The following is a 21,193-nucleotide window of genomic DNA, read 5'->3' as shown; positions in this document are numbered from 1 at the left end:
CGCCAGTCCTTCTTGAGAAATGCTGTGGATAAACGGCGGCGTCCGTCGGCTCGCAAGCTGCACCGATGTGGCGCTAGCTACAGGCCGCTTGCCCCTTGATTAAGCATTCTCCAACTTCTCACGCCTAGTTTAACGCATATGCGTTTATCCACGATCACCAACTGGGCTTATGGCGCCACCGTACTCCTGACGCTCGCTTCCGGCACGACGATGCTCATGGCATCAGGCGCTGAAAAGGCGGAACGCGCCGCAGTCGAGCAGCGCGCAGTTTTTGATCAGCTTACGGCCGCGTTGCTCGAAGACAGCTACCGACAGACGGAGCAGGCGCGGGCATTCTCGATTACCGGCGATCCCACTCACGTCATTGCCTATCGGCGCGAGAAAGCGGCGATGAGCTCGGTGGAAAAGCGTATCAGCAGGTTGCGTGACGTGGGTGCGACGGAGGCCGAACTTCGTGCTCTTCGCGACGCCCTCCATTGGACCGACGCTCTCTCCGATGAGCAGGAAGCGGCCTTACGCGCCGTGAAGGCCGGCAACCCCGACACTGCCCGGACGATATTGTTCGGCGACGAATATGGCCGCGAACTCGACCGCATCGGCGCCCAGATCGGCAAATTCCAGTACATGCTCGATCAACGTACCGAAGCGACGATCGCACGTGCCACTACTACGGCGCGGCAATGGCGGAGCATGTCCGAAATCATGCTCGGCGCCACGGCGCTCCTTTTTCTCTGTGTTCTCTATTTCATTCTCAAACAGCGCATCCTGCACCCCGTCGTTCGTCTGAGCGATGTAGTCACCCGCTTGGCCGCACAGGATTTTGCAGCAATCCCGCCGGAATTTTCGCACGTCGATGAAATAGGGGATATGGCTCAGGCGATCCGGATCTTCCGCGAAAATGGCCTGGAGCGGCAACGGCTGGAGAAAGAACGCGACGCTGACCGGATCATGCAGGACCTCCTTTCCCGCATGACGCAGCGCCTTCAGGGTTGTGACAACAGCTCCGATCTCATCGACGTCGTCCGACGGTTCGCTCCGGAGATTGCACCCGGCTTTGCGGGCAGGCTGTACATCCACGACGCACGCCGGAATGCGATGCGCCAGGCCTGTGACTGGTTGTCGCCACTATGGTCAAACGAGGAATTTCCCCCTTCAAGCTGTTGGGGATTGCGTCGCGGCCAGACGCACCGGCCTTCGGGAAACATCATCGACATTCCTTGCGAACATCTGGGCGGGCAATGTTCGGCTTCGACCATCTGCATCCCGCTGGCTGCGCAAGGTGAGACCATTGGTCTCCTTTATTTCGAAGAGCCCGGTGGCCTGGCAGCCGATCAGATCGAGAGGACCGAGAAATATCTGGAGATGCTGGCCGAAAATATCGGGCTGGCGCTGGCAAATCTCCGCCTGCGCGATGCGCTGCGCGAAATGGCGATGGTTGATGCATTGACCGGCCTCGCCAACAGGCGGCGGTTCGACACCGCAATTGAAGACGCAGTGGCAGTCAGCACGCGCGATCGCTCTCCTCTGGCGTGCCTCATGATCGACATCGATCATTTCAAACGCTTTAACGACGCACATGGCCATGATGCCGGAGACGCTGTGTTGCGGGCTGTGGGCGGTGTGCTCGATGACTCGCTCCGTGAAGACGGTTTCGCCTTCCGCTTGGGGGGCGAAGAGTTCGTGCTGTTGATGCCCGGATTTTCGCTGGATCAAGCGATCGATCGTGCGCGGCAAGTCCAAGCAAGGATTCAAAATCTGCGCGTGCAGCATGGCCATCAAGAGCTTGGCCCCATAACGGCTTCATTCGGTCTCGCCGCCTATCCGGATCATGGCAAACCTGCGCAACTCGTCCAAACTGCCGACGCCGCGCTCCTTCGCGCAAAGGCGCAAGGACGAGACCAGATCGTGGTCGCCACTGTCCGTGAAGATGCCTCAGTTCAGGCCTGAGGCTTCTTCCAGCAATCCTTCATGAAGACGGACGACGCGATCCATCTTTTCGGCGAGCCTTTCATTATGGGTCGCGACCAGAGCGGCCGAGCCTTCCTCGCGCACAAGGCGAAGAAACTCGGCTAGCACGATATCGGCTGTCCGTTCATCCAGATTCCCCGTGGGTTCATCGGCCAGGATCAAGGCAGGACGGTTGGCGAGTGCCCGCGCCACCGCCACGCGTTGCTGCTCACCGCCGGAAAGTTGGCTCGGCCGATGATCCAGACGATGACCAAGGCCCAAGGATGTCAGGAGCGACTCAGCACGTTCACGTGCCGCATTAAATTCCTTGTCGCGGATAACCTGGGGGAGGATGACATTTTCGGCCGCGTTGAAATCCGGCAGCAGATGGTGGAATTGATAGACGAAACCCAATGCATTCCTGCGCAAGCGCGTCCTCCCGTCATTATCGAGACGCGCAGCTTCCTCGCCGTCGATGCGGATGGACCCGTCGAATCCGCCTTCCAACAGACCGACTGCCTGCAACAGGGTCGATTTCCCGGACCCTGACGGCCCCAGCAGCGCCACGATCTCTCCCTCCCCGACGGTCAGGTCGACGCCGCGCAGGACCTCGATCGTGACGCCTCCTTGAGTGAAGCTGCGCTTCAGGCCCGCAACCTTCAATATGTCATTCATAGCGCAGCACCTGAACGGGATCGGTATTGGCAGCCTTGAAGGCCGGATAAAGCGTAGCAAGAAAACTGAAAATCAACGCCATCAGGCAGATGATCGTGATTTCGATAGGGTCTGGCTTGGCCGGCAGTTCGGTCAGAAAACGGATCGAGGGATCCCACAAATTCTGCCCGGTCAGGAACTGGATCGCGTTCACAACACTCTGCCGGAAAAAAAGGAAGGTGAAGCCCAGCACCATCCCGGCCACCATGCCCAACGATCCGATGGTCACGCCCACAGTCATGAATATCTTGACGAGTCCAACCCGGCTTGCACCCATTGTTCGCAGGATAGCGATATCACGCGTTTTCGCTCGCACCAGCATGATCAGCGAGGAAAGGATGTTGAAAACCGCGACCAGCACGATGATCGAAAGCACCACGAACATCGCAACCCGTTCAACGGCCAGCGCTTCAAAAAGGGAGGCGTTCATCTGACGCCAATCGGTCACGACAGCCCGACCCGCGACCTTTCCGGCCAGTTGTTGCAGGATTGTTCCCACCCGATCGGCGTCCACAGTCTCGATCTCGATCATGCCGACCACGTCGCCGAGCAACAATAGAGTCTGCGCATCTTCCACAGGCATCACGACGAACGCCTTGTCGTAGTCGTAGACACCCACCTCAAAGATCGCCGCCACCTGATAGGAAATCTGGCGCGGCACAGTGCCGAACGGCGTCGAGCGCCCTGCGGGATTGATTATGGTGATGCTGTCGCCAAGCTGAAGGCCCAGATTTTCCGCCAGTCGCGATCCTATGCCGACCTTGCCTGCGTTGGCGGTGAGGTTATCCATGCTCCCCGCCAGCACCTTCGCCTTCAGTGTCGCATTGTTCCGGATGTCCTTGACGGTCATGCCGCGGATGAGAACCGCTTCAACCCGTCCCTGAAAGCTGCCGAGCAGCGGCTGTTCGATAAGCGGCGTTGCACTGGTAACGCCGGGCGTCGCCTTTGCTTCTTTCAATATGGATCGCCAATCGGGCAACCGTCCGCCATAGCCCTGCACTACCGCATGGCCATTCAGTCCCACAATTTTGTCGAACAACTCAGCCCGGAACCCATTCATCACACTCATCACGATGATGAGCGCGGCCACCCCCAACATCACGGCGGCGAGGCTTATCCCGGCGACGAGGAAAATGAATCCTTCCCCCTTCCCAGGCAGCAGATAGCGCTTGGCAATCATGCGTTCGTAGCGTGACAAGATCATGGTGGCGCGAACGGCCCTTTGCGTGATGTTAATTACTGCCCGTCTAGCAGGGTCTCCACTAACGGCAAGCATCGCAGATTGTTGCACCTCAGCCACAGGCGTGAAGCTAAAATCTTTCCGTACGGAAATAGCCCGTGACAGCGGGCCTTCCGAGCCATAGCAAAGTCATCGAAGCACAGGTTAATGGCCGTGGTTCAGGGATACTGCTTCCCGCTTCAAGCTTAGGGGGCTGAGAAGTGGTTGAGGCAGACCAAGGGGGAGACGAGCAATCGTCCATTAGTGCCCGGATCGTGGAAACACGATCCGGGCACTTTTGATTCCGGCCGAAACAGGCCCCTTGAAACCCGATTTCGTTCAACCATATCAACGACGCACGGCCGCCTGATGGGGCCGCGCATCGTATCGCCGGACGCCAGCATGGGTCCGGTATGATCATTTTGCTCTGATGGAGATTATGACATGCGTGGTTTTGACCTTACCCCCTATCGCCGCTCCACTGTGGGTTTTGACCGACTTTTTGATCTGATCGAAAACAATGCCCGGTTGCAGCAGGGCGACAATTATCCCCCTTTCAATATCGAGCGTCTTTCGGAGGACCGCTATCGGGTCACTTTGGCGGTTGCCGGCTTTCGACCTGACGAAATAGACATCACTGCTCAGCAAAATCTGTTGCAGGTTGTCGGACGCAAGGAAGATAGCCCGAACTCTGATCGCTCCAAATTCCTGCATGTCGGCATCGCCAATCGCAGCTTTGAGCGGCGTTTCGAGCTGGCCGACTTCGTGCGGGTGGAAAAGGCCGATCTTGCAGACGGGCTGCTGACGATCGAACTCGTTCGCGAAATCCCTGAAGCGATGAAGCCAAAGAAGATCGCTGTAAATGGCGGGCAGCTGGTCGATATCAACAAGGATCGCAACGCGGCCTGATCGACTTTGCCCAACCGATGTTCATGGGGCGCGGCCTGAAGGTCGCGCCCTTTTTGCATCTCAAATCTCTACCTGGCTACCCAATTCGACCACGCGGTTAGTGGGCAGGCGGAAAAATTCCATCGCGCTTTCTGCATTTCGCAGCATCCAGGCGAAGATTTTCTCTCGCCACAGCGGCATTCCTGGATTGGCAGAAGGCAACAGCGTTTGGCGTGCCAGGAAGAAACTGGTTTCCATCATCCTGAATGCCTGACCACACCCGGTGACATTCTTGAGGGCCGCAGGAACATCCGGTTCCTGCATGAAACCATATTCCAGCACGAGGCGGAAGAATCCTTTTCCGAGATCCTCCAGCCTGCATCGGCCATCATCCTCAACGACTGGAACGTCCTTGATCTTCACCGTCAGCAGGATGACCCGCTCATGCAACACCTTGTTGTGTTTCAGGTTGTGGAGCAAGGCATGGGGAACGCCGTTTGGCGTGGATGTCATGAACACGGCCGTCCCGGGAACGCGCACAGCGCTGTTGGCGGCCGAGGCCACGAACACAGGGATCGGCATCGCGCCTTCGCGCAAACGATCCTGCACCAACCGACGCCCCCGCGACCATGTGGTCAGCAGCGTGAATACGACGAAACCGATCAGCAGCGGGAACCAGCCGCCATCCGGCACCTTGGTAAAATTGGCCGCGAGATATGCGCCGTCCACAATGAAAAATACCGCAAGCAAGGGTGCGGAATAATACCAGCGCCACTTCCACAGCCTGTAGAGCAGCACGGTCAGCAGCAGATTGTCGATGAACATCGCTCCTGTGACGGCGATGCCATAGGCGGCAGTTAGATTGGACGATGTCTGGAACACTAGTACCAGCAGGATAACCATCACCATCAATCCCCAATTGATGAGGGGGATATATATCTGCCCCGCGGTCGAGGCACTGGTATGCGCAATCCGCAAGCGGGGCATGAAGCCCAGTTGGATCGCCTGCTGCGTCACTGAAAATGCGCCGGAAATGACTGCCTGGCTGGCAATTATCGCTGCCAGAGTCGCGAGGCCGATCAGAGGCAACTGCGCCCATTGGGGTGCCAGATGATAGAAGGGGCTGTGGAGCGCAGCCGCGCCTTCGCGGAACAACAGAGCCCCCTGCCCCATATAGTTCATCATCAACGCCGGGAGGACGAAGCAAAGCCAGGACACGCGGATCGGGCTGCGCCCGAAATGCCCCATATCGGCATACAGCGCTTCCGCCCCGGTCACCGCGAGGACGACTGCGCCCAAGGCAAGGAAAGCCGGCAACGGATCGGTCATGAAGAACATGAACGCCCAATAGGGATTGAACGCCAGGAGAATGCCAGGCGTCTTGATTATGCTGATGATGCCCAGGGCCGCGATCGTGACGAAATACACCAGCATGATTGGGCCGAATAGGGCAGCAACCCGGTTAGTCCCGAAGCCCTGGATCCAAAACAGGCCCACCAATATGATTACTGCGGCAGGTAGAATCGCGGGCGCCAGTTCAGAATTGTAAACGGCCAGACCTTCCACAGCCGACAACACTGACACCGCAGGAGTGATCATGGAATCGCCGTAGAAAAGCGAGGTCGCGAACACCCCCAAAAGAACGATGCCGCGCGACCATCGCTGAGTCTTTGTCTGTCCGTTGATCAGTGCGAGCAGCGCTAGGCTGCCACCCTCGCCCTTGTTGTCGGCGCGCATGATGATCGAAACATATTTCAGCGTCACGACCAACATCATCGACCAGAACATCAAGCTGATGACGCCAAGAATGTGGTCGGGATCGAGTGCCAGATGATGATGGCCCGCGAAAGTTTCACGAAAAGCGTAGAGCGGGCTGGTGCCGATGTCGCCGAACACGATGCCGATCGCCCCGACGACAAGCTTGGCCGTCGCTTTCTGGCCCGCGTGGCTATGTCCTTCAGACTCGTCGTCCTGCGCGTTCGCGACGGCGCTCGCCAATTGATCAGCCATGAAGGAAACGCCAGACGGTCATGATCATACGACACTCAAGCCAAGGCATGCGCACGGGGACAATCCCGCTTAACTCACAAGGATGGCGCGCGCCCTATCACGCCTCCCTGAACAGCGCAATTGACGAGCCATGTCATTGAACGGCAGGCGCACTGTCAGCCAGCATCGCGTCGATACGCTCAATGTTAAGCTCCAGTTCCGCCCTGATTTTCGAGCCTTCAGGCGCCCTTGCGGCCAAAGGTGCCCAAAGATCGCGGGCGGCCTGCAACTCGCCCGCGCGAACGAGAGCCAGACCGTAGAAATAGGGCGGAGCAGGAGCTTGGGGGTCAAGCGACATGGCGCGCCGGTAAGCAAAGTCAGCGCTCGGCGACACCACACTTCCAGCATGTGCCACAAGCGCGTTGCCCAGACCCAGCCACAGGTTGGGATCACCCGGCGATTGCTTGATCCCCGCAAGTAGCACATTCGCCGATTCTTTCGTCTTGCCCTGTCTGCCAAGGCCGTCTGAAAGCATCAACCATTGCCCTGCTGGACCATAGCGCTCCGCCATGCCGCGGCGCAGTTGGGCGACTTGCTCATCAAACTGCTTGCCGTTTGAAGCAGCAGCACTTCTGGGCGCTCCCGCCAAGCCAGGATTTCCCTGCCACGCGTAACCGGCAAGGCCGAGCAGGAGAGCAGCGGCCGTCAGCTCCCAGGAAACGCGTGGAATACGGCCGACGGCTACCAGAAGCGTCATCAGGCAAATAGCGAACGCAGCCGCTATGACCCATCCTGTCATTGCGGCCCTCCCCGCTTGATCCGTCCGCGCACAAGCAACAGCCCAAGGCCGATCAGCAATAATGGCGCGCCCCAAAGCGGCCAAAGAACCGGGTCCGCCGTAGGCTCATAACTTACCCAATCGCCATAACGTTCAATGAGCCAGCTTCGGATATGCTCGGGTTGTTCCCCCGCCATGATCCGCTCCCTGATCTGGGAACGCATATCACCTGCCAGACTGGCATTGCTGTCTGCAATAGATTGGCTCTGACAAGTGAGGCAGCGAATTGTTTCCATCAACGCCTTCGCCTTCCGCTCGAGCGCTGGATCATCGATTTGCCGGTCTGCATAGGGAGCCGGAGGAAGCGCCGACTGCGCCAGCACCGGCGAACTCATCAGCAACGCAAGCAATGTCAGCAGCCGTGTCATCGCGCAGCCTCCAAACGCCGGAGAATCATCGGGATGTCATCCACCCTTATGTCACCGACATGCTGGTAGGCGATGCGGCCCTTTCCATCGATGATAAAGCTTTCCGGTACGCCGGAGGAGCCAATCGCGATCTGCACGCTGCTGCGCGCATCAAGGCCGATACGGCTGTACGGATTGCCATAGCGCTGAAGAAAGCGGTCGACATCAGACCGGGCGTCACGGATCGCGACCCCGTCAATTTCCACACCTGCTTGCTTCAGCGCCATAAGCTGCGGAGCTTCCGCAGCGCACGGCACGCACCAACTGGCGAAGATGTTCAACAGCCGGGGTTTGCCCGTTGCCAGTTCCGCGCTGGCCAAGGCGGGGCGATCGCTCGCCGCTGCTGGCAAGGCGAATTCTGGCAATGCCTTGCCGACGAGCTTGGAGGTGATGACCCGGTCGTCCGGTTTCAGCAAGCCACTCGCAAACAGGATGAAAAATCCTGCAAAGAAGACAAGGGGTAGCCAGATCAAGAGCTTCTTCATGTCGCAAGCGTCCTGCTGCGCCATTTAAGAAGCCATCCGCGCCGCTCGCGCCCTACCAATGCCAATGCGCCACCAAGGGCAATCAGCCCGCCGCCAAACCAGATCAGCGTGACAAAAGGTTTCCACCAGACCCGCAGTTGCCAACGTCCCTCGGTCGCTTCTTGGCCCAGCACCACATAAAGCTGCCCGTTCCACCGGGTCAGCAGGGCCGCTTCAGTGGTGGTCGTGGGGGGAGAGGGGAAGAAACGAGATTGTGGATGCAGGGCAACCGGTGCCCCATTCCCCCGGCTCGCCTCCATGTCAGCTTGTAACGCTGTCCAATTGTCTCCGGCGATCGGCGAAATCTGCACGAGGCGGAGTTTCCAATCGGCAGCTTCGACGACATCGCCGGGGCGGACGGCCGCCAGCTTTTCAACGGTAAACGCAGAATCGCAAGCCATGCCCGCAAGGCTGACAGCGCATCCGAGGTGAGCGATGACCATCCCCCAGGTGAACAGAGGCGTACGGCGCAAGTTGCGCTTCCACAACGGGGCGACGCTGCCCGCTGCAACGGCCAAGGCGATGACCAGCCCAAGGAACGGGAGCACGCCAATCCGTCCCCAGGCGAGCATCGCCATGACGGCAAGAGCGATCAAGGCGATGACGGCCGGAATCATCATGCGCCCGGCAACCTCTGCCAGCTTGTCCCGGCGCCAGCGGGTCAATGGTCCCGCCACCATGACGATCATCAGGATAAGCGCAATCGGACCAGCTATTCTGTCAAAATAAGGAGCACCGACCGACACCTTATGGCCGAACGCCTCGGTCAGCAGCGGATAGAGGGTGCCGATCAGCACGAGGCCCAGTATCACCGTCAGCAGCAGGTTGTTGATCACCAGCATGGTTTCGCGACTGACAAGCTCGAACGGCGCGCCCTCGCGAACAGCCCCTACCCGCCATCCGAACAACGCTAGCGCGCCTCCGATATAAAGGCCCAGGAGGATCAGGATGAAGCTGCCTCGTTCCGGATCAACGGCGAAGGCGTGGACGCTCGTCAATATGCCCGAGCGGACCAGGAAGGTCCCAACCATCGACATCGAAAATGCGATGACGGCCAGCATCACTGTCCAGGCCCGCAAGGCATCGCGCGTGGCGAGCACCGTCACGCTGTGCAGCAAGGCCGTGGCCGCGAGCCAAGGCATCAACGAAGCGTTTTCCACAGGATCCCAGAACCACCAGCCTCCCCAGCCCAGCTCATAATAGGCCCAATAGCTGCCCGCCGTGATTCCGAGAGTCAGAAGTATCCAGGCTGCCAGCACCCAAGGACGCATCGCCTTAGCGAAATCTGCATCAACCCGCCGCGTCAGCAGCGCGCCGATGGCAAAGGAGAAGGCCACGGAGAGGCCGACATATCCAAGATAAAGGGTCGGCGGGTGGAACGCGAGACCGGGGTCCTGCAACAGAGGATTGAGCCCTTGACCATCCGCTGCGGGAGGAGTGACCCGCGCGAAGGGGTTGGATGCGAAAAGCAGGAATGCATAAAATCCCAGGCTAATAGCCGCCTGACCGCCCAGCGTCGCCATATGCGTATCCCGCCGTAGCGCCCGTTCAAACAGGGCAACGGCAGACCCAGCGACGCCCATGACCGTCACCCAGAGCAGCATGGAGCCTTCGTGGTTGCCCCAAGTTCCCGCGAACTTGTAAAGCCACGGCTTCATGGAATGGCTGTTGGTGGCGACCAACAGCACCGACATGTCCGATCGCATGAAGAGCGTTATCAGCGCCGCAAAGGCAATGGCGGTGAGAGAGCCTTGGGCGACGGCGACCGGTCGGACAGCCTGGAGCAATTCGCTCTTTTTTCCTGCCAGCCCGAAAGCCACTAGGCTCAGTTGTAGAAACGCCAGCGCCGCCGCAAGCCATAGCGCGGCCAGACCCGCTTCGGCGATCATGCCGCCTTCTCCGCGCATTCCCGCCCTATGGCCACCCTAACAGCGTTCACTGGCCTGCCTTCATCTCGTGCGTCGTCTCATTATACTGAATGCCTTCGAGTTCCCGAGGCATGTACCGTTCATCATGCTTGGCCAGCAGGTTGGTGGCGATAAAAGTGCCCGTTCCGTCGAACGATCCTTCCGCGACCACGCCCGATCCTTCCTTGAACAGATCTGGAGCGATGCCCTTGAAAACGGCAGGAACGGTCGCTTTTCCGTCGGTCACGTTGAAATACATGGTGACGCCGTCGGCGGCTCGCTTGAGAGTGCCTTTCACCACCATGCCGCCCAGACGAATGGACTTGCCCGGTTCGACCCCTTTGGCGCGAACGTCGGCGGGTGCGTAGAAATAGGCGGCTTCGTCGCGCAATGCCGATGCCGCGAGCAAACCTGCACCGATCAAGGCGAACAATGCGACGATCGCTAGAATGAGGCGCTGATGCTTCGCTTTCATGGCCGGTCTGACAATCTCTGTGCAGCCAACTCTGCATCACGCATGGCCCGCCAGCATGCAAGGCAGAGGGCCAAGGTGCCCGAAAAGGTCAGCGCATAAGCGCCGACGACGAAAGCCCATTGGTTCATACCATTATCCCCGCGCCAGCCGCTGCATGCGCGCTTCCACCTTATTGCGCGCCAATATCGTGCGCATCCGCATCAACACGATCGCCCCGAACAAAAGGGAAAAACCGATAAGGGTAAGCCCCAGCGGCCAGAGAATCGACGTGTCGATACTCGATCCGCGCATCGTGATGCTGGGTCCCTGATGGAGACTATTCCACCACACGACGGAGCGGTTTATAATCGGGATATTGACCGCCCCGACCAAGCCAAAAATGGCTGTAGCCGCGCTAACGCCGCCCTGTTCCTGGCGCGCACTGGCATTCGCCAGCGCGATATATCCAAGATAAAGGAAAAGGAGCACGAGCATGGACGTCATCCGCCCGTCCCACTCCCACCATGTCCCCCAGGTGGGACGCCCCCAAATGGACCCTGTCACGAGGCAAATGGCCGTAAATAGTGCGCCTGGAACCGCAATCGCGCGCCCCGCGACAGCAGCGAGCGGATGTCGCCAGACCAACTGCATCAGCGCCGAGGCCGCAATTCCTGTCCATCCGGCCATTCCGAGCCATGCCGCGGGCACGTGGATATAGAGTATACGAACCGTCTCACCCTGGAGATAGTCAGCCGGGGTGATGAACAGCCCGCAGCCTGCGCCCACCAGAAGCAAAACCAAACCTGGCCAGAACAGCCAAGTAGTCAGCGGCCGAGCGATCTTCAGGAAACGAGCAGGATTGGCGAAGCGATGCATTTGGACAGGCTCTTTAGCTGCGCCGAACGCGCAAAGCCAGTGGCCCTTTTTCTGTTACGCACAGTACATAATGTCGCTGCCACGGCGGCCCAAACAGCCTTTTTTGTTTCAGACAGGCGACAAATCAGGTTCGAACCCCTATATGCGCGCGCAGCAGCCATTTGAGGCGCACAGCATCGGCTATGGATCCGCTCGCACCCATGTTTACGACAAACCCGTTCGACGACGACAAGCTGCGTGAAGAATGCGGCATTTTCGGCGTCATTCAAGCCGAGACCGCTTCGGCGATCGTCGCGCTTGGCCTTCATGCGCTTCAACACCGTGGACAGGAGGCCGCCGGCATCACCAGCTGGGACGGTCACGACTTCCATACCCACCGCGCCATGGGGCATGTGGCGGGCAATTTCGACCGCGACGAAGTGATTCGCGGCCTGCCAGGCCACACGGCATCCGGTCACGTCCGTTATTCGACCACGGGTGAAACATCCCTCCGCAACGTACAGCCTCTCTATGCCGAGCTGAACTCCGGCGGCTTCGCCATCGCGCATAACGGTAATATCTCCAATGCGATGAAGCTCCGCCGCGAGCTAATTCGTCGCGGGTCAATCTTCCAGTCGACCTCCGACACGGAAGTGATCATCCATCTGGTCGCGACTTCGACCTACCGTACTCTGCTCGACAAGTTCATCGATGCGCTCAAACAGATAGAGGGTGCCTATTCGCTGATCGTGACGACGCCCGAGGGCATGATCGCGTGCCGCGACCCGCTCGGCATCCGGCCGCTGGTCATGGGCAAACTGGGCGACGCCACCATTTTCGCGTCGGAAACCGTCGCCTTTGACGTAGTAGGCGCCGACCATATTCGCTCCATCGATCCGGGTGAGCTAGTCATCGTTACTCATGATGGGGAGATGCGAAGCCATCGCCCCTTCGGCGATGTGCATCCGCGCCCCTGCATTTTCGAACATGTCTATTTCAGCCGACCCGATTCGATCGTGGATGGTTCGAGCGTCTATTCGGTTCGCAAGGCGATCGGCGCTCAACTGGCAATCGAAAATCCTGTCGATGCCGACCTGGTTATTCCCGTTCCCGACAGTGGCGTGCCTGCAGCCATCGGTTATGCCCAGCAGTCAGGGCTTCCCTTTGAACTGGGCATCATCCGTTCCCACTATATCGGACGGACCTTCATCCAGCCAGGCGACAAGGTTCGTCACCTTGGCGTCAAGCTCAAGCACAACGCCAATCGCGCACTAATCGCCGGGAAGCGCGTCGTTCTTATCGATGATTCGATCGTGCGGGGAACGACCAGCCTCAAAATCGTGCAGATGATGCGTGAGGCAGGCGCCAAGGAAGTGCATATGCGCATTGCCAGCCCGCCAACAAAACATAGCTGCTTCTACGGCGTCGATACGCCGGAACGCACGAAGTTGCTAGCTCATCGCCTGGACATTGGCGGCATGCAGGATTTCATCCATGCCGACAGCCTTTCCTTCATTTCGATCGACGGCCTCTACAAGGCGCTGGGCGAAACGAAACGAGCGGACATCCGTCCTCAATATTGCGATGCCTGCTTTACCGGCGACTATCCGACCACGCTCACCGATCAGGACGATGCCGTGGTGCAAAACCAGCTTGAGCTGCTGGCTGAACGGGTCGTCTGATCGATAGGTCATTTCTGGATGGCTGCCCGTCCTTGGGCAGCCACTACCTTTCCCACTAAACCGGCCCTCTCCATCCGTAAGGGCGAACAGGATGCTTCATGTCCACTCTTCCTCTTTCCGGTAAGCTTGCCCTGGTGACCGGCGCGAGCCGTGGCATCGGCGCTGCGACTGCCAAGGCGCTTGGCGCTGCTGGCGCTCACGTCATTCTGACGGCCCGAACTGCTGGTGGCCTTGAAGAGGTGGAGGAGTATATCCACAGCGCCGGAGGCAGCGCCACCATAGCGCCGCTCGACTTGGTCGATGGCGAAAGCATCGGTCGACTTGCTCAGGCGGTTTCGGGCCGGTGGGAGGCGCTGGATATTCTGGTTCTGAACGCGGCGACCCTAGGCAGCCTGGCTGCAGTGCCCGCGATCGACGCGAAGGAATTCGCCCGGCTGTTGACGCTGAACATAGCAGCACCACAGGCCTTGATCGCGGCTTTCGACAGAATGCTCCGCGCAAGTTCCGACGCGCGCGTCATCGCTATCACATCATCGGTCGCTACCGCGCCGCGCGCCTATTGGGGTGCCTATGGCGCGTCGAAGGCAGCGCTGGAAACGCTCGTAAGCACCTATGGCGAGGAAGTGAAAAATATCTCGGCCATACGCACCCATGTCGTTGACCCGGGCGCGACCCGGACGGCGATGCGCGCCAGAGCCTATCCGGGAGAAGATCCCGCGACGGTGAAAGACCCAGAGGTCGTGGGCCAAGCCATAGCTGATCTCATCCTTTCGGATCGGCCGAACGGCTATCACCAACGTTTGGATTGATCTCAGCCCGGCTTGACCAGCGTTACCTGAGCGACATCGATCGTACCGCCGCGAAAGCCGCCTTCGCAATACATCAGATAATAGCGCCAGAGCGCGACGAAATGCTGGTCAAAGCTGGCAGGTAAAAGACCGCGGTCGACGGCTCGGTCGAACCTTTCCCGCCAGCGCCGAAGAGTTTCCGCATAGTGGACGCCGAAATGGCGCACCTCCCTCCATTCCAGCCTGTTAGCTTCCGCCAAAGCCCTGAAGCGGCTTTCCGACAGCAGCATTCCACCGGGGAAAATGTAAGTCTGGATAAAATCGGCACCACGCGCATATTTTTCAAATATGGCGTCGTCGATGAGGATATATTGGATTGCCGCCTTCCCGCCGGGCTTCAGCAGCCTCTCTATGGCAGCGACATAAGCAGGCCAATATTCCTGGCCCACCGCTTCGACCATTTCGACGCTTGCGATCGCGTCATACTGTCCTTGAGCGTCCCGATAATCCGTCAGCAGGATGTTTGCGCCAGCACCAAGCCGCTCTCGCGCATATTCGGCCTGCTCGGTCGATAGGGTTAGTCCGTCATAGCGGATAGCGCAACGTTGCAGCGCCTGCTCGGCCAAGCCTCCCCACCCGCAACCTATCTCAAGCAGTGTGCTGCCTTCCTTAAGGTCGAGCCGGTCGAGGATGGCGTCCACCTTGCGCTGCTGCGCTCGTTCAAGGCTCTCGATCCGGTCATCAGGATCACGGAACAACGCACTGGAATAATGCATGTCCCGGTCCAACCATAGGCGGTAGAAGTCGTTCCCGAGATCATAATGGTAGGCGATGTTACGACGCGACCCCTTCCGATCGTTGCGACGCACCCAATGCCCGAACCGGCCAATCCATCGCGCCGGGCCATTTGGACGAGCCACATTGCCCAGTGTCGCGGCGTTCGCCATGAACAATTCGAACAAGGGGACCGGGTCCGGACTACTCCATTCACCAGCAGCCCATGCCCGATACCATCCAGCCGATCCCCCGACGACCAGCCGCAACAAAGCCCGCCAGCGGACCAGCCGGACTTCGCAAACCGGTCGCGTTCCACGCGCCCCCAATATTCTAGCGGTTCCGTCCGGCAGCGTGGCTTCAAGCCTTCCTTTCAAAAGACCCGAATCGATACGGTCCAGCAAGCGGTGAAAGTGAGGGGAAACCATGCGTGACCCCCATCCGCGCCTATGTTCCCCGGCCGGGCGCCGCACGGTTGGCGCTCGTCTGCCATGCCTGGGATTGATCGCGTTCATCCCTTCACCCCCGTTCCCTTGTCTATGCGTCCGTCCTTAAGCCCTGCTTTGTCGGTAGGTCGCAAGCGCGCGTTCGCGTGCCTCGCGATGGCCAACGCGCTTGGCAGGATATGAGGCCGGTCGTGCATCATAGGCTTCAGGATCGTGAATCGCCGTGTCATCGAGATGAGCCAATTCGGGCACCCATTGTCTGATATAATCACCCGCTTCGAATTTTGGAGACTGGGTGAGCGGTGCCATGATTCGGGAAAACAGGTTTGCGTCAACGCCACTGCCCGCCACCCATTGCCAATTCACACTATTGTTAGCGTAATCCGCGTCCACCAATGTGTCCCAGAACCATTGCGCCCCGTGTCGCCAATCTATCAGAAGATGTTTGATGAGGAAGCTGGCCGCGATCATGCGAACCCGGTTGTGCATCCACCCGGTCACCCAAAGCTGGCGCATACCAGCATCCACTATCGGGTAGCCCGTACGTCCTGTTTTCCAGGCGGCAAAATCGTCGCCTGCTTCGCGCAAGCTGCGCCAAGCAAACCGATCAAAGTCGGAGCGGGCGTTTTTTGACCCATAGGTTGGCAACGACCAAATCTGCGTATGCGCATAGTCCCGCCAGATCAGTTCCTTGAGAAAGGTGGCCGCATCTGCCGCCGCCCCGCTCACCCGATGCCAGACATAGGCGGGAGAGACTTCCCCGAAATGCAGATGAGCAGAAAGCCGCGAAGTTCCTTCTACGGATGGAAGGTTGCGCGCCACATCATATTCATCCGCCTCGTCGAGAAAGGAGGCGACGCGGTGGCGCCCCCCAGCTTCACCAGGCGACCAATCCTCGGCAAAAGCTGCTGCCCAGTCGGGATGACGAGGGCGCAAGTCCCAATCGTCCAGCGAATCGCTCGCGGGCCATTTTGCTGGCGCGTCGATCCTCGACGGGGTCGCGACAGGTTCGGCCGGTGGCATGTGAAGCATCGTCGCCCGGGCGAACGGCGTGTATATCTGATAAATATTGCCGCCCGACGTGCGGACGCTCCCGGGCGGCAACAACAGCATGCCGTCGTGAAGCTGAAGATCGATCTGCTTCGCTGCTGCCTTTTCGGCATTCCGCCACCATGGCTCATAATGAGCGAGAGCATGCACACGCTTGGCACCGGTTTCGCGGGCGAGCCTCTCTAGCTGCTCGGCGCTCTCCCCTTTGCGCAGGATGAGGCGAGCCCCTTTGCGACGAAGGCTGTCGTCCAGCGATTTCAGGCTGTGATGAAGCCACCATCGCTGCGCGCTGCCCATCTTCCATTGCTTTGGGGATGTATCGTCCAGGATATAGACCGGGATCACCGGCCCTTCCTTCACTGCCGCCGCCAATGCTGCTTGGTCAGATAGGCGGAGGTCTTGGCGGAACCAAAGGATCACGGGATTGGACATTTGCCAGCTTTGCCATCGCAAGGCCGAGCTTCCAATCCCCTCTCCCATTTCGGCGCAAAAAGCTGTCCGGATATGGTGCTCTGCGTTTTAGCGCATGGACGGCCGCTGCTTCGCCCTTTATCATTGCACTGCACAAAGCGGGCCAATGGCTTGCGGCCAGGACAATGATCAGGGGACATCATGGCATCGGCGCCAAATGATTCGGAACTCGCGTATCGGCCCTGCGTCGGCGTGATGCTCGTCAGCATGGATGGCAAGGTCTTTGTCGGTCAGCGTATCGATAGCCAAGTGGAAGCTTGGCAAATGCCTCAGGGCGGAATCGATCACGGGGAAGAGGAAAGGACTGCCGCCCTGCGCGAACTGGGCGAGGAAACGGGCATTGGGCAGCATCATGTCGAGATCATCGCAAAGGCGCGGGACGAACATTTTTACGACTTGCCGCCTGAACTGGTCGGAAAGTTATGGGGCGGCAAATATCGCGGTCAGCGCCAGATATGGTTCCTCGCGCGCTTCCTCGGCAGCGACGAGGATATCAACATCGCTACTGATGATGCCGAATTCTCAGAGTGGAAATGGATTGAGCCGGAAGCCCTTCCCGATGTGATCGTTCCGTTCAAGCGGAAGCTGTACCGGGACATTTTGCAGGAATTCAAGGCCCTGATCTGACGGGATCGCTATCCTTCCAGCCCACTAGCGCGATCTAGGATAAATAGCGGAATCGCAAGGCTGGAGGCGATCAGCCTGGTCTGGTAAGCTCCGGCGCATGAACGGCCTTTCGTCGTCAGACCGCGAAATACTGGATCGCGCCGCAGCCGCTCCGATGCTCCATCAGGTGCAGAAATGGGCGGCTATTAATAGCGGATCGCGGAACCTGCCCGGTTTGGCGATGACTGCTTCCACGCTGGCAGATGCCTTCTCCACGCTGCCCGGCGACATTCGCCTGGTCGAAGGCGCAAAAGTCGATGCTGTTGATTCCGAAGGGCGCGTTCAACTGGTCGAACATGGACAGCATCTGCTGCTTTCCGTGCGTCCCGACGCTGCGATCAGGCTCCTCCTGACCGGACATATGGACACGGTCTTTCCGGCGGATCATGGCTTCCAATCGCTTCGATGGATCGATCCCGGTAGTCTGAACGGTCCCGGCGTAGCCGACATGAAAGGCGGGCTAGCCGTCATGCTATCGGCACTCGAAGCGTTCGAGGGGTCTCCTGATGCCGCCCGGATCGGTTATGACGTCGTCATAAACAGCGATGAGGAGGTTGGCAGTCCTTCTTCGGCAGACCTTCTCATGATGACCGCGAAGGGAAAAGTTACAGCGCTGACCTATGAACCGGCGCTTCCCGATGGCACGCTGGCGGGTGCGCGGCCGGGTAGCGGGAATTTCTCCTTCTTAGTCAGTGGCCGGAGCGCCCATGCCGGTCGCAATCCGGAAGAGGGCCGCAACGCCTTGCTCGCGGCGGCCGATCTCGCCCTCAAACTTAAAGCGGGGAGCGGCGTCGGCTTTACGTGCAATCCCGCGCGGATAGATGGAGGCTCCCCCAACAATGTCGTACCCGACCGTGCGATCCTGCGGGTGAATTTCCGGCCTCTGACTGCGGAGGCTGAGGAAAGCGCGAAGCGGCTCATCAGTCATTCGGTACGCGAGGTTGTTCGCGATCATGATGTGAGCTTGAAAGTTCACGGGGGTTTCGGCCGTCCGCCTAAACCCCTCAACGAAAAAGCCGCTGCCCTCTTCCAGTTGGTAAAGAAATGTGGCGCCGAGCTGGGCTTGGCCGTGAACTGGCGGGACACGGGAGGCGTTTGTGACGGCAACAACATTTCGGCGTGCGGCGTGCCTGTAGTGGACACGATGGGCGTTCGGGGCGGTGCCATCCATAGCGACGAGGAATATTTGATCGTCGAAAGCCTTGCCGAACGAGCGCAACTTTCCGCGCTCACCTTGCTGCGCATTGCACAGGGCAAATTTCTACAGGAGAAGATGGCTTGAGCTTTGTCATGCGGACTGCGCGGGCGGATGATCTGCAAACCCTGTATGAATTAGCGAAAATAACGGGGGGCGGATTTACCAACCTGCCCGCTGACCGGAGGGCGCTGGAGCAGAAGCTGATCCGGACTGAGACGGCGCTCGCTCGGGAGATCGGCGGGGTGGAGGATGAGCTTATCCTGATGGTGCTTGAAAACTGCACCACGGGACAAGTTCGAGGCACGTGCCAGATTTTCAGCAAGGTGGGGCAAAGCTGGCCCTTCTATTCCTATCGTCTGGGCGTCCTGACCCAGCACAGCCGGGAATTGTCCCGCACATTCAGGGCGGAAATGCTGTCGCTCGTCACGGACCTCGAAGGTTCCACGGAGGTCGGCGGCCTCTTCCTGCATCCGCGAGAGCGCGCCGAGGGCCTTGGCCTGCTGCTCGCCCGCAGCCGCTATCTTTATATCCGGAATCATCGCGAACGCTTTGGCGACCGGGTGATCGCCGAACTGCGTGGCGTGATCGATGAGGCGGGAGGCTCGCCTTTCTGGGATGGACTCGCGGGGCGCTTCTTCGGCATGACCTTTCAGGAAGCGGATGAATTCAATGCGATCCATGGCAATCAGTTCATCGCGGACCTGATGCCCAAGACGCCTATCTACACCGCCATGCTGAGCGACAGCGCAAAGGCGGTGATCGGCCTGCCCCATCCCAATGGCCGCGCTGCCATGCGGATGCTGGAGACTGAGGGTTTCACGAACCCGGGCTATATCGACATATTCGACGGCGGCCCGACGATGGTGGGACAGATAGACGCACTGCAAACCATATCCCATGCACAGGATGTGATCCTGTACGCCGTTCACGACAGCGGAGGAGAAAGACAGCTGGTCGCCACCGGCGAACGCGCGGATTTTCGTTGCACATATGCAATGGTCAAGGAGGATGGCGATAGCCTGTCGCTTGACCGGCAAAGCGCCGAGCGGCTGGGGCTGGAACCCGGGCAGCAGTTCACCACGGTCCCCCGCGCATGACGGTCAGGGAAATCAACTTCGACGGCTTGATCGGGCCGAGCCACAATTATGCGGGGCTTAGCCCGGGAAACCTGGCATCGGCAGGAAACGCGGGAACGGCGTCATACCCGCGAGCCGCAGCGCTGGAAGGCATCGACAAGATGCGCGCGAACCTGCGCCTGGGACTGGTACAGGGCATATTCCTGCCACAGTGGCGGCCGGACGGCCGCTGGCTAAACGCGTTGGGCACAAATATCGGCGAGGCTGAGCCCCATATCCGGGCGGCGGCGATGTCCGCGTCATCCATGTGGGCGGCGAACGCGGCGACCGTGTCGCCCGGCCCCGATACGGCCGACGGACGCACGCACCTGACGATCGCCAACCTCGTCACCATGCCGCACCGAAGCCATGAGTGGCAACAAACGCTGGCCCAGTTGCACATCGCCTTTTCCGACAAGGATGCCTTTGCGATTCATCCCCCTATCCCAGCCCCCTATGGCGATGAAGGCGCGGCCAATCACATGCGACTGTGTGACAGCCATGCGGATCGGGGAGTCGAGATATTCGTCTATGGCCAATCCGGCGGCCCCTACCCCGCCCGACAGCATGTGGAGGCTAGCAAAGCCATCGCGCGGCTCCATGGCCTTGATCCGGCACGCACATTATTCGTCGCGCAGTCCGAGGAGGCGATAGCAGCTGGCGCCTTCCACAATGACGTCGTGGCCGTCGCCAACGAGACCGTGCTTTTCACCCATGAGCAGGCCTTCGCAGACAAGGAGCGCTTCTACGATCAACTGCGCGCGATGTTGCCCGCCATCCAGATCATCGAGGTGCCAGCGGCGGCCGTTAGCCTGGCCGATGCCATCCAAAGCTATCTGTTCAACGCGCAACTGGTGACGCTGCCGGATGGCGGCATGGCGTTAGTCCTGCCCGCCGAGGCCAAGGGGGTTGCGAGTGTCTGGAGCTGGCTGGAAAAGCTGGTTGCGGGCAACGGCCCCATTCGTGAGTTGATCACCGTGAATGTGCGACAATCTATGGCGAATGGGGGCGGCCCGGCCTGTCTGAGGTTGAGGGTCGTCGCTGATCCCGCCAATGTCGATCCTCGCTTTTTGGTGAACGAGGCCAGGTTGGATGAGATCGCGAGCATAGTTGAGCGCTACTGGCCCGAGCGGATCATGCCTGCCGATCTGGCCGACACCCGATTGATCGCCCAGATCGAACAATCATGGTTAATGCTTGTTGACCATTTGCAGCTTTCGAGCGACTTAATTCCCTAGAGCAAGTCACAGCTCGAGTGGGA

At 59.4% G+C, this 21,193-nt stretch carries 19 protein-coding genes; 8 read left to right on the top strand and 11 right to left on the bottom strand.

Annotated elements, in window-relative coordinates; translation table 11 throughout:
- The first annotated feature begins 138 nt into the window (after nucleotides 1-138).
- Entirely contained in the window at nucleotides 139-1,947 is a 1,809-nt protein-coding gene (locus AC6JBC_RS07180) for a diguanylate cyclase (protein ID WP_498023620.1), read from the top strand.
- Here the strand turns inward: AC6JBC_RS07180 and AC6JBC_RS07175 are convergent.
- The gene (locus AC6JBC_RS07175) at nucleotides 1,933-2,622 is read right to left on the bottom strand and encodes an ABC transporter ATP-binding protein (protein ID WP_498023619.1); all 690 of its coding nucleotides are present in this window, start codon (nucleotides 2,620-2,622) and stop codon (nucleotides 1,933-1,935) included. The genes AC6JBC_RS07180 and AC6JBC_RS07175 overlap by 15 nt on opposite strands.
- Entirely contained in the window at nucleotides 2,615-3,865 is a 1,251-nt protein-coding gene (locus AC6JBC_RS07170) for a lipoprotein-releasing ABC transporter permease subunit (RefSeq protein WP_498023618.1), read from the bottom strand. The genes AC6JBC_RS07175 and AC6JBC_RS07170 overlap by 8 nt, the downstream gene beginning before the upstream one ends.
- Nucleotides 3,866-4,324: 459 nt before the next feature.
- On the opposite strand from AC6JBC_RS07170, the gene AC6JBC_RS07165 reads away from it, so the two are divergent.
- Nucleotides 4,325-4,789, top strand: a complete 465-nt coding sequence (locus AC6JBC_RS07165) for an Hsp20 family protein (protein WP_498023617.1) — start codon at nucleotides 4,325-4,327, stop codon at nucleotides 4,787-4,789.
- Between the two features lie 60 nt (nucleotides 4,790-4,849).
- On the opposite strand, the gene AC6JBC_RS07160 is transcribed toward AC6JBC_RS07165, so the two are convergent.
- The 7 genes from AC6JBC_RS07160 to ccmC form a co-directional block, all read right to left on the bottom strand.
- Entirely contained in the window at nucleotides 4,850-6,778 is a 1,929-nt protein-coding gene (locus AC6JBC_RS07160) for a potassium transporter Kup (protein WP_498023616.1), read from the bottom strand.
- 133 nt (nucleotides 6,779-6,911) lie between these two features.
- Nucleotides 6,912-7,556: a tetratricopeptide repeat protein gene (locus AC6JBC_RS07155; RefSeq protein WP_498023615.1), complete on the bottom strand. Its 645-nt coding sequence runs from the start codon at nucleotides 7,554-7,556 to the stop codon at nucleotides 6,912-6,914.
- Entirely contained in the window at nucleotides 7,553-7,963 is a 411-nt protein-coding gene (locus tag AC6JBC_RS07150; protein WP_498023614.1) for a cytochrome c-type biogenesis protein, read from the bottom strand. Before AC6JBC_RS07150 ends, AC6JBC_RS07155 begins: the two co-directional genes overlap by 4 nt.
- Complete coding sequence (locus AC6JBC_RS07145; RefSeq protein ID WP_498023613.1) at nucleotides 7,960-8,487, bottom strand: DsbE family thiol:disulfide interchange protein; 528 nt, start codon at nucleotides 8,485-8,487, stop codon at nucleotides 7,960-7,962. The genes AC6JBC_RS07150 and AC6JBC_RS07145 overlap by 4 nt, the downstream gene beginning before the upstream one ends.
- A complete protein-coding gene (locus tag AC6JBC_RS07140) occupies nucleotides 8,484-10,415 on the bottom strand; it encodes a heme lyase CcmF/NrfE family subunit (protein ID WP_498026021.1) in 1,932 nt (643 codons plus the stop codon). The genes AC6JBC_RS07145 and AC6JBC_RS07140 overlap by 4 nt, the downstream gene beginning before the upstream one ends.
- Nucleotides 10,416-10,461: 46 nt before the next feature.
- The gene (gene ccmE, locus AC6JBC_RS07135) at nucleotides 10,462-10,908 is read right to left on the bottom strand and encodes a cytochrome c maturation protein CcmE (RefSeq protein ID WP_498023612.1); all 447 of its coding nucleotides are present in this window, start codon (nucleotides 10,906-10,908) and stop codon (nucleotides 10,462-10,464) included.
- Between the two features lie 132 nt (nucleotides 10,909-11,040).
- Nucleotides 11,041-11,763, bottom strand: coding sequence for a heme ABC transporter permease CcmC (gene ccmC, locus AC6JBC_RS07130; protein WP_498023611.1), 723 nt, complete (start codon nucleotides 11,761-11,763; stop codon nucleotides 11,041-11,043).
- Between the two features lie 182 nt (nucleotides 11,764-11,945).
- On the opposite strand from ccmC, the gene purF reads away from it, so the two are divergent.
- A complete protein-coding gene (gene purF, locus AC6JBC_RS07125) occupies nucleotides 11,946-13,424 on the top strand; it encodes an amidophosphoribosyltransferase (RefSeq protein WP_464788701.1) in 1,479 nt (492 codons plus the stop codon).
- A gap of 98 nt (nucleotides 13,425-13,522) precedes the next feature.
- Nucleotides 13,523-14,233: an SDR family NAD(P)-dependent oxidoreductase gene (locus AC6JBC_RS07120; protein ID WP_498023610.1), complete on the top strand. Its 711-nt coding sequence runs from the start codon at nucleotides 13,523-13,525 to the stop codon at nucleotides 14,231-14,233.
- A 2-nt stretch (nucleotides 14,234-14,235) separates the two neighbouring features.
- Here the strand turns inward: AC6JBC_RS07120 and AC6JBC_RS07115 are convergent, their stop codons facing one another.
- Both AC6JBC_RS07115 and AC6JBC_RS07110 read right to left on the bottom strand, forming a co-directional pair.
- Nucleotides 14,236-15,501, bottom strand: a complete 1,266-nt coding sequence (locus AC6JBC_RS07115; protein ID WP_498023609.1) for a class I SAM-dependent methyltransferase — start codon at nucleotides 15,499-15,501, stop codon at nucleotides 14,236-14,238.
- A 36-nt stretch (nucleotides 15,502-15,537) separates the two neighbouring features.
- Nucleotides 15,538-16,914: a cryptochrome/photolyase family protein gene (locus AC6JBC_RS07110; RefSeq protein ID WP_498023608.1), complete on the bottom strand. Its 1,377-nt coding sequence runs from the start codon at nucleotides 16,912-16,914 to the stop codon at nucleotides 15,538-15,540.
- A 180-nt stretch (nucleotides 16,915-17,094) separates the two neighbouring features.
- On the opposite strand from AC6JBC_RS07110, the gene AC6JBC_RS07105 reads away from it, so the two are divergent.
- From AC6JBC_RS07105 to AC6JBC_RS07090, 4 genes are all read left to right on the top strand, one after another.
- Entirely contained in the window at nucleotides 17,095-17,580 is a 486-nt protein-coding gene (locus AC6JBC_RS07105; RefSeq protein ID WP_464792082.1) for an RNA pyrophosphohydrolase, read from the top strand.
- A 97-nt stretch (nucleotides 17,581-17,677) separates the two neighbouring features.
- Nucleotides 17,678-18,901, top strand: a complete 1,224-nt coding sequence (locus tag AC6JBC_RS07100; RefSeq protein WP_498023607.1) for a hydrolase — start codon at nucleotides 17,678-17,680, stop codon at nucleotides 18,899-18,901.
- On the top strand, nucleotides 18,898-19,914 hold the full coding sequence (locus AC6JBC_RS07095; RefSeq protein ID WP_498023606.1) for an arginine N-succinyltransferase: 1,017 nt from the start codon (nucleotides 18,898-18,900) through the stop codon (nucleotides 19,912-19,914). Before AC6JBC_RS07100 ends, AC6JBC_RS07095 begins: the two co-directional genes overlap by 4 nt.
- Nucleotides 19,911-21,170: an N-succinylarginine dihydrolase gene (locus AC6JBC_RS07090; RefSeq protein ID WP_498023605.1), complete on the top strand. Its 1,260-nt coding sequence runs from the start codon at nucleotides 19,911-19,913 to the stop codon at nucleotides 21,168-21,170. Before AC6JBC_RS07095 ends, AC6JBC_RS07090 begins: the two co-directional genes overlap by 4 nt.
- Nucleotides 21,171-21,193 lie beyond the last annotated feature (23 nt).

The organism is Sphingobium sp. RC1, from assembly GCF_059738765.1.
The sequence above is the reverse complement of the archived record's forward strand: the minus strand, read 5'-3'. Positions and strand labels throughout refer to the sequence as shown.

Excerpts from the sequence above, each read along its gene's own strand:
- AC6JBC_RS07110 (WP_498023608.1), bottom strand. The coding sequence starts at position 16,914 with ATGTCCAATCCCGTGATCCTTTGGTTCCGCCAAGACCTCCGCCTATCT.
- AC6JBC_RS07170 (WP_498023618.1), bottom strand. The coding sequence starts at position 3,865 with ATGATCTTGTCACGCTACGAACGCATGATTGCCAAGCGCTATCTGCTG.
- ccmC (WP_498023611.1), bottom strand. The coding sequence starts at position 11,763 with ATGCATCGCTTCGCCAATCCTGCTCGTTTCCTGAAGATCGCTCGGCCG.
- AC6JBC_RS07155 (WP_498023615.1), bottom strand. The coding sequence starts at position 7,556 with ATGACAGGATGGGTCATAGCGGCTGCGTTCGCTATTTGCCTGATGACG.
- AC6JBC_RS07140 (WP_498026021.1), bottom strand. The coding sequence starts at position 10,415 with ATGATCGCCGAAGCGGGTCTGGCCGCGCTATGGCTTGCGGCGGCGCTG.
- AC6JBC_RS07180 (WP_498023620.1), top strand. The coding sequence starts at position 139 with ATGCGTTTATCCACGATCACCAACTGGGCTTATGGCGCCACCGTACTC.
- AC6JBC_RS07175 (WP_498023619.1), bottom strand. The coding sequence starts at position 2,622 with ATGAATGACATATTGAAGGTTGCGGGCCTGAAGCGCAGCTTCACTCAA.
- AC6JBC_RS07160 (WP_498023616.1), bottom strand. The coding sequence starts at position 6,778 with ATGGCTGATCAATTGGCGAGCGCCGTCGCGAACGCGCAGGACGACGAG.
- AC6JBC_RS07100 (WP_498023607.1), top strand. The coding sequence starts at position 17,678 with ATGAACGGCCTTTCGTCGTCAGACCGCGAAATACTGGATCGCGCCGCA.
- ccmE (WP_498023612.1), bottom strand. The coding sequence starts at position 10,908 with ATGAAAGCGAAGCATCAGCGCCTCATTCTAGCGATCGTCGCATTGTTC.
- AC6JBC_RS07165 (WP_498023617.1), top strand. The coding sequence starts at position 4,325 with ATGCGTGGTTTTGACCTTACCCCCTATCGCCGCTCCACTGTGGGTTTT.
- AC6JBC_RS07120 (WP_498023610.1), top strand. The coding sequence starts at position 13,523 with ATGTCCACTCTTCCTCTTTCCGGTAAGCTTGCCCTGGTGACCGGCGCG.
- AC6JBC_RS07145 (WP_498023613.1), bottom strand. The coding sequence starts at position 8,487 with ATGAAGAAGCTCTTGATCTGGCTACCCCTTGTCTTCTTTGCAGGATTT.
- AC6JBC_RS07105 (WP_464792082.1), top strand. The coding sequence starts at position 17,095 with ATGGCATCGGCGCCAAATGATTCGGAACTCGCGTATCGGCCCTGCGTC.
- AC6JBC_RS07090 (WP_498023605.1), top strand. The coding sequence starts at position 19,911 with ATGACGGTCAGGGAAATCAACTTCGACGGCTTGATCGGGCCGAGCCAC.
- purF (WP_464788701.1), top strand. The coding sequence starts at position 11,946 with ATGGATCCGCTCGCACCCATGTTTACGACAAACCCGTTCGACGACGAC.
- AC6JBC_RS07115 (WP_498023609.1), bottom strand. The coding sequence starts at position 15,501 with ATGAACGCGATCAATCCCAGGCATGGCAGACGAGCGCCAACCGTGCGG.
- AC6JBC_RS07150 (WP_498023614.1), bottom strand. The coding sequence starts at position 7,963 with ATGACACGGCTGCTGACATTGCTTGCGTTGCTGATGAGTTCGCCGGTG.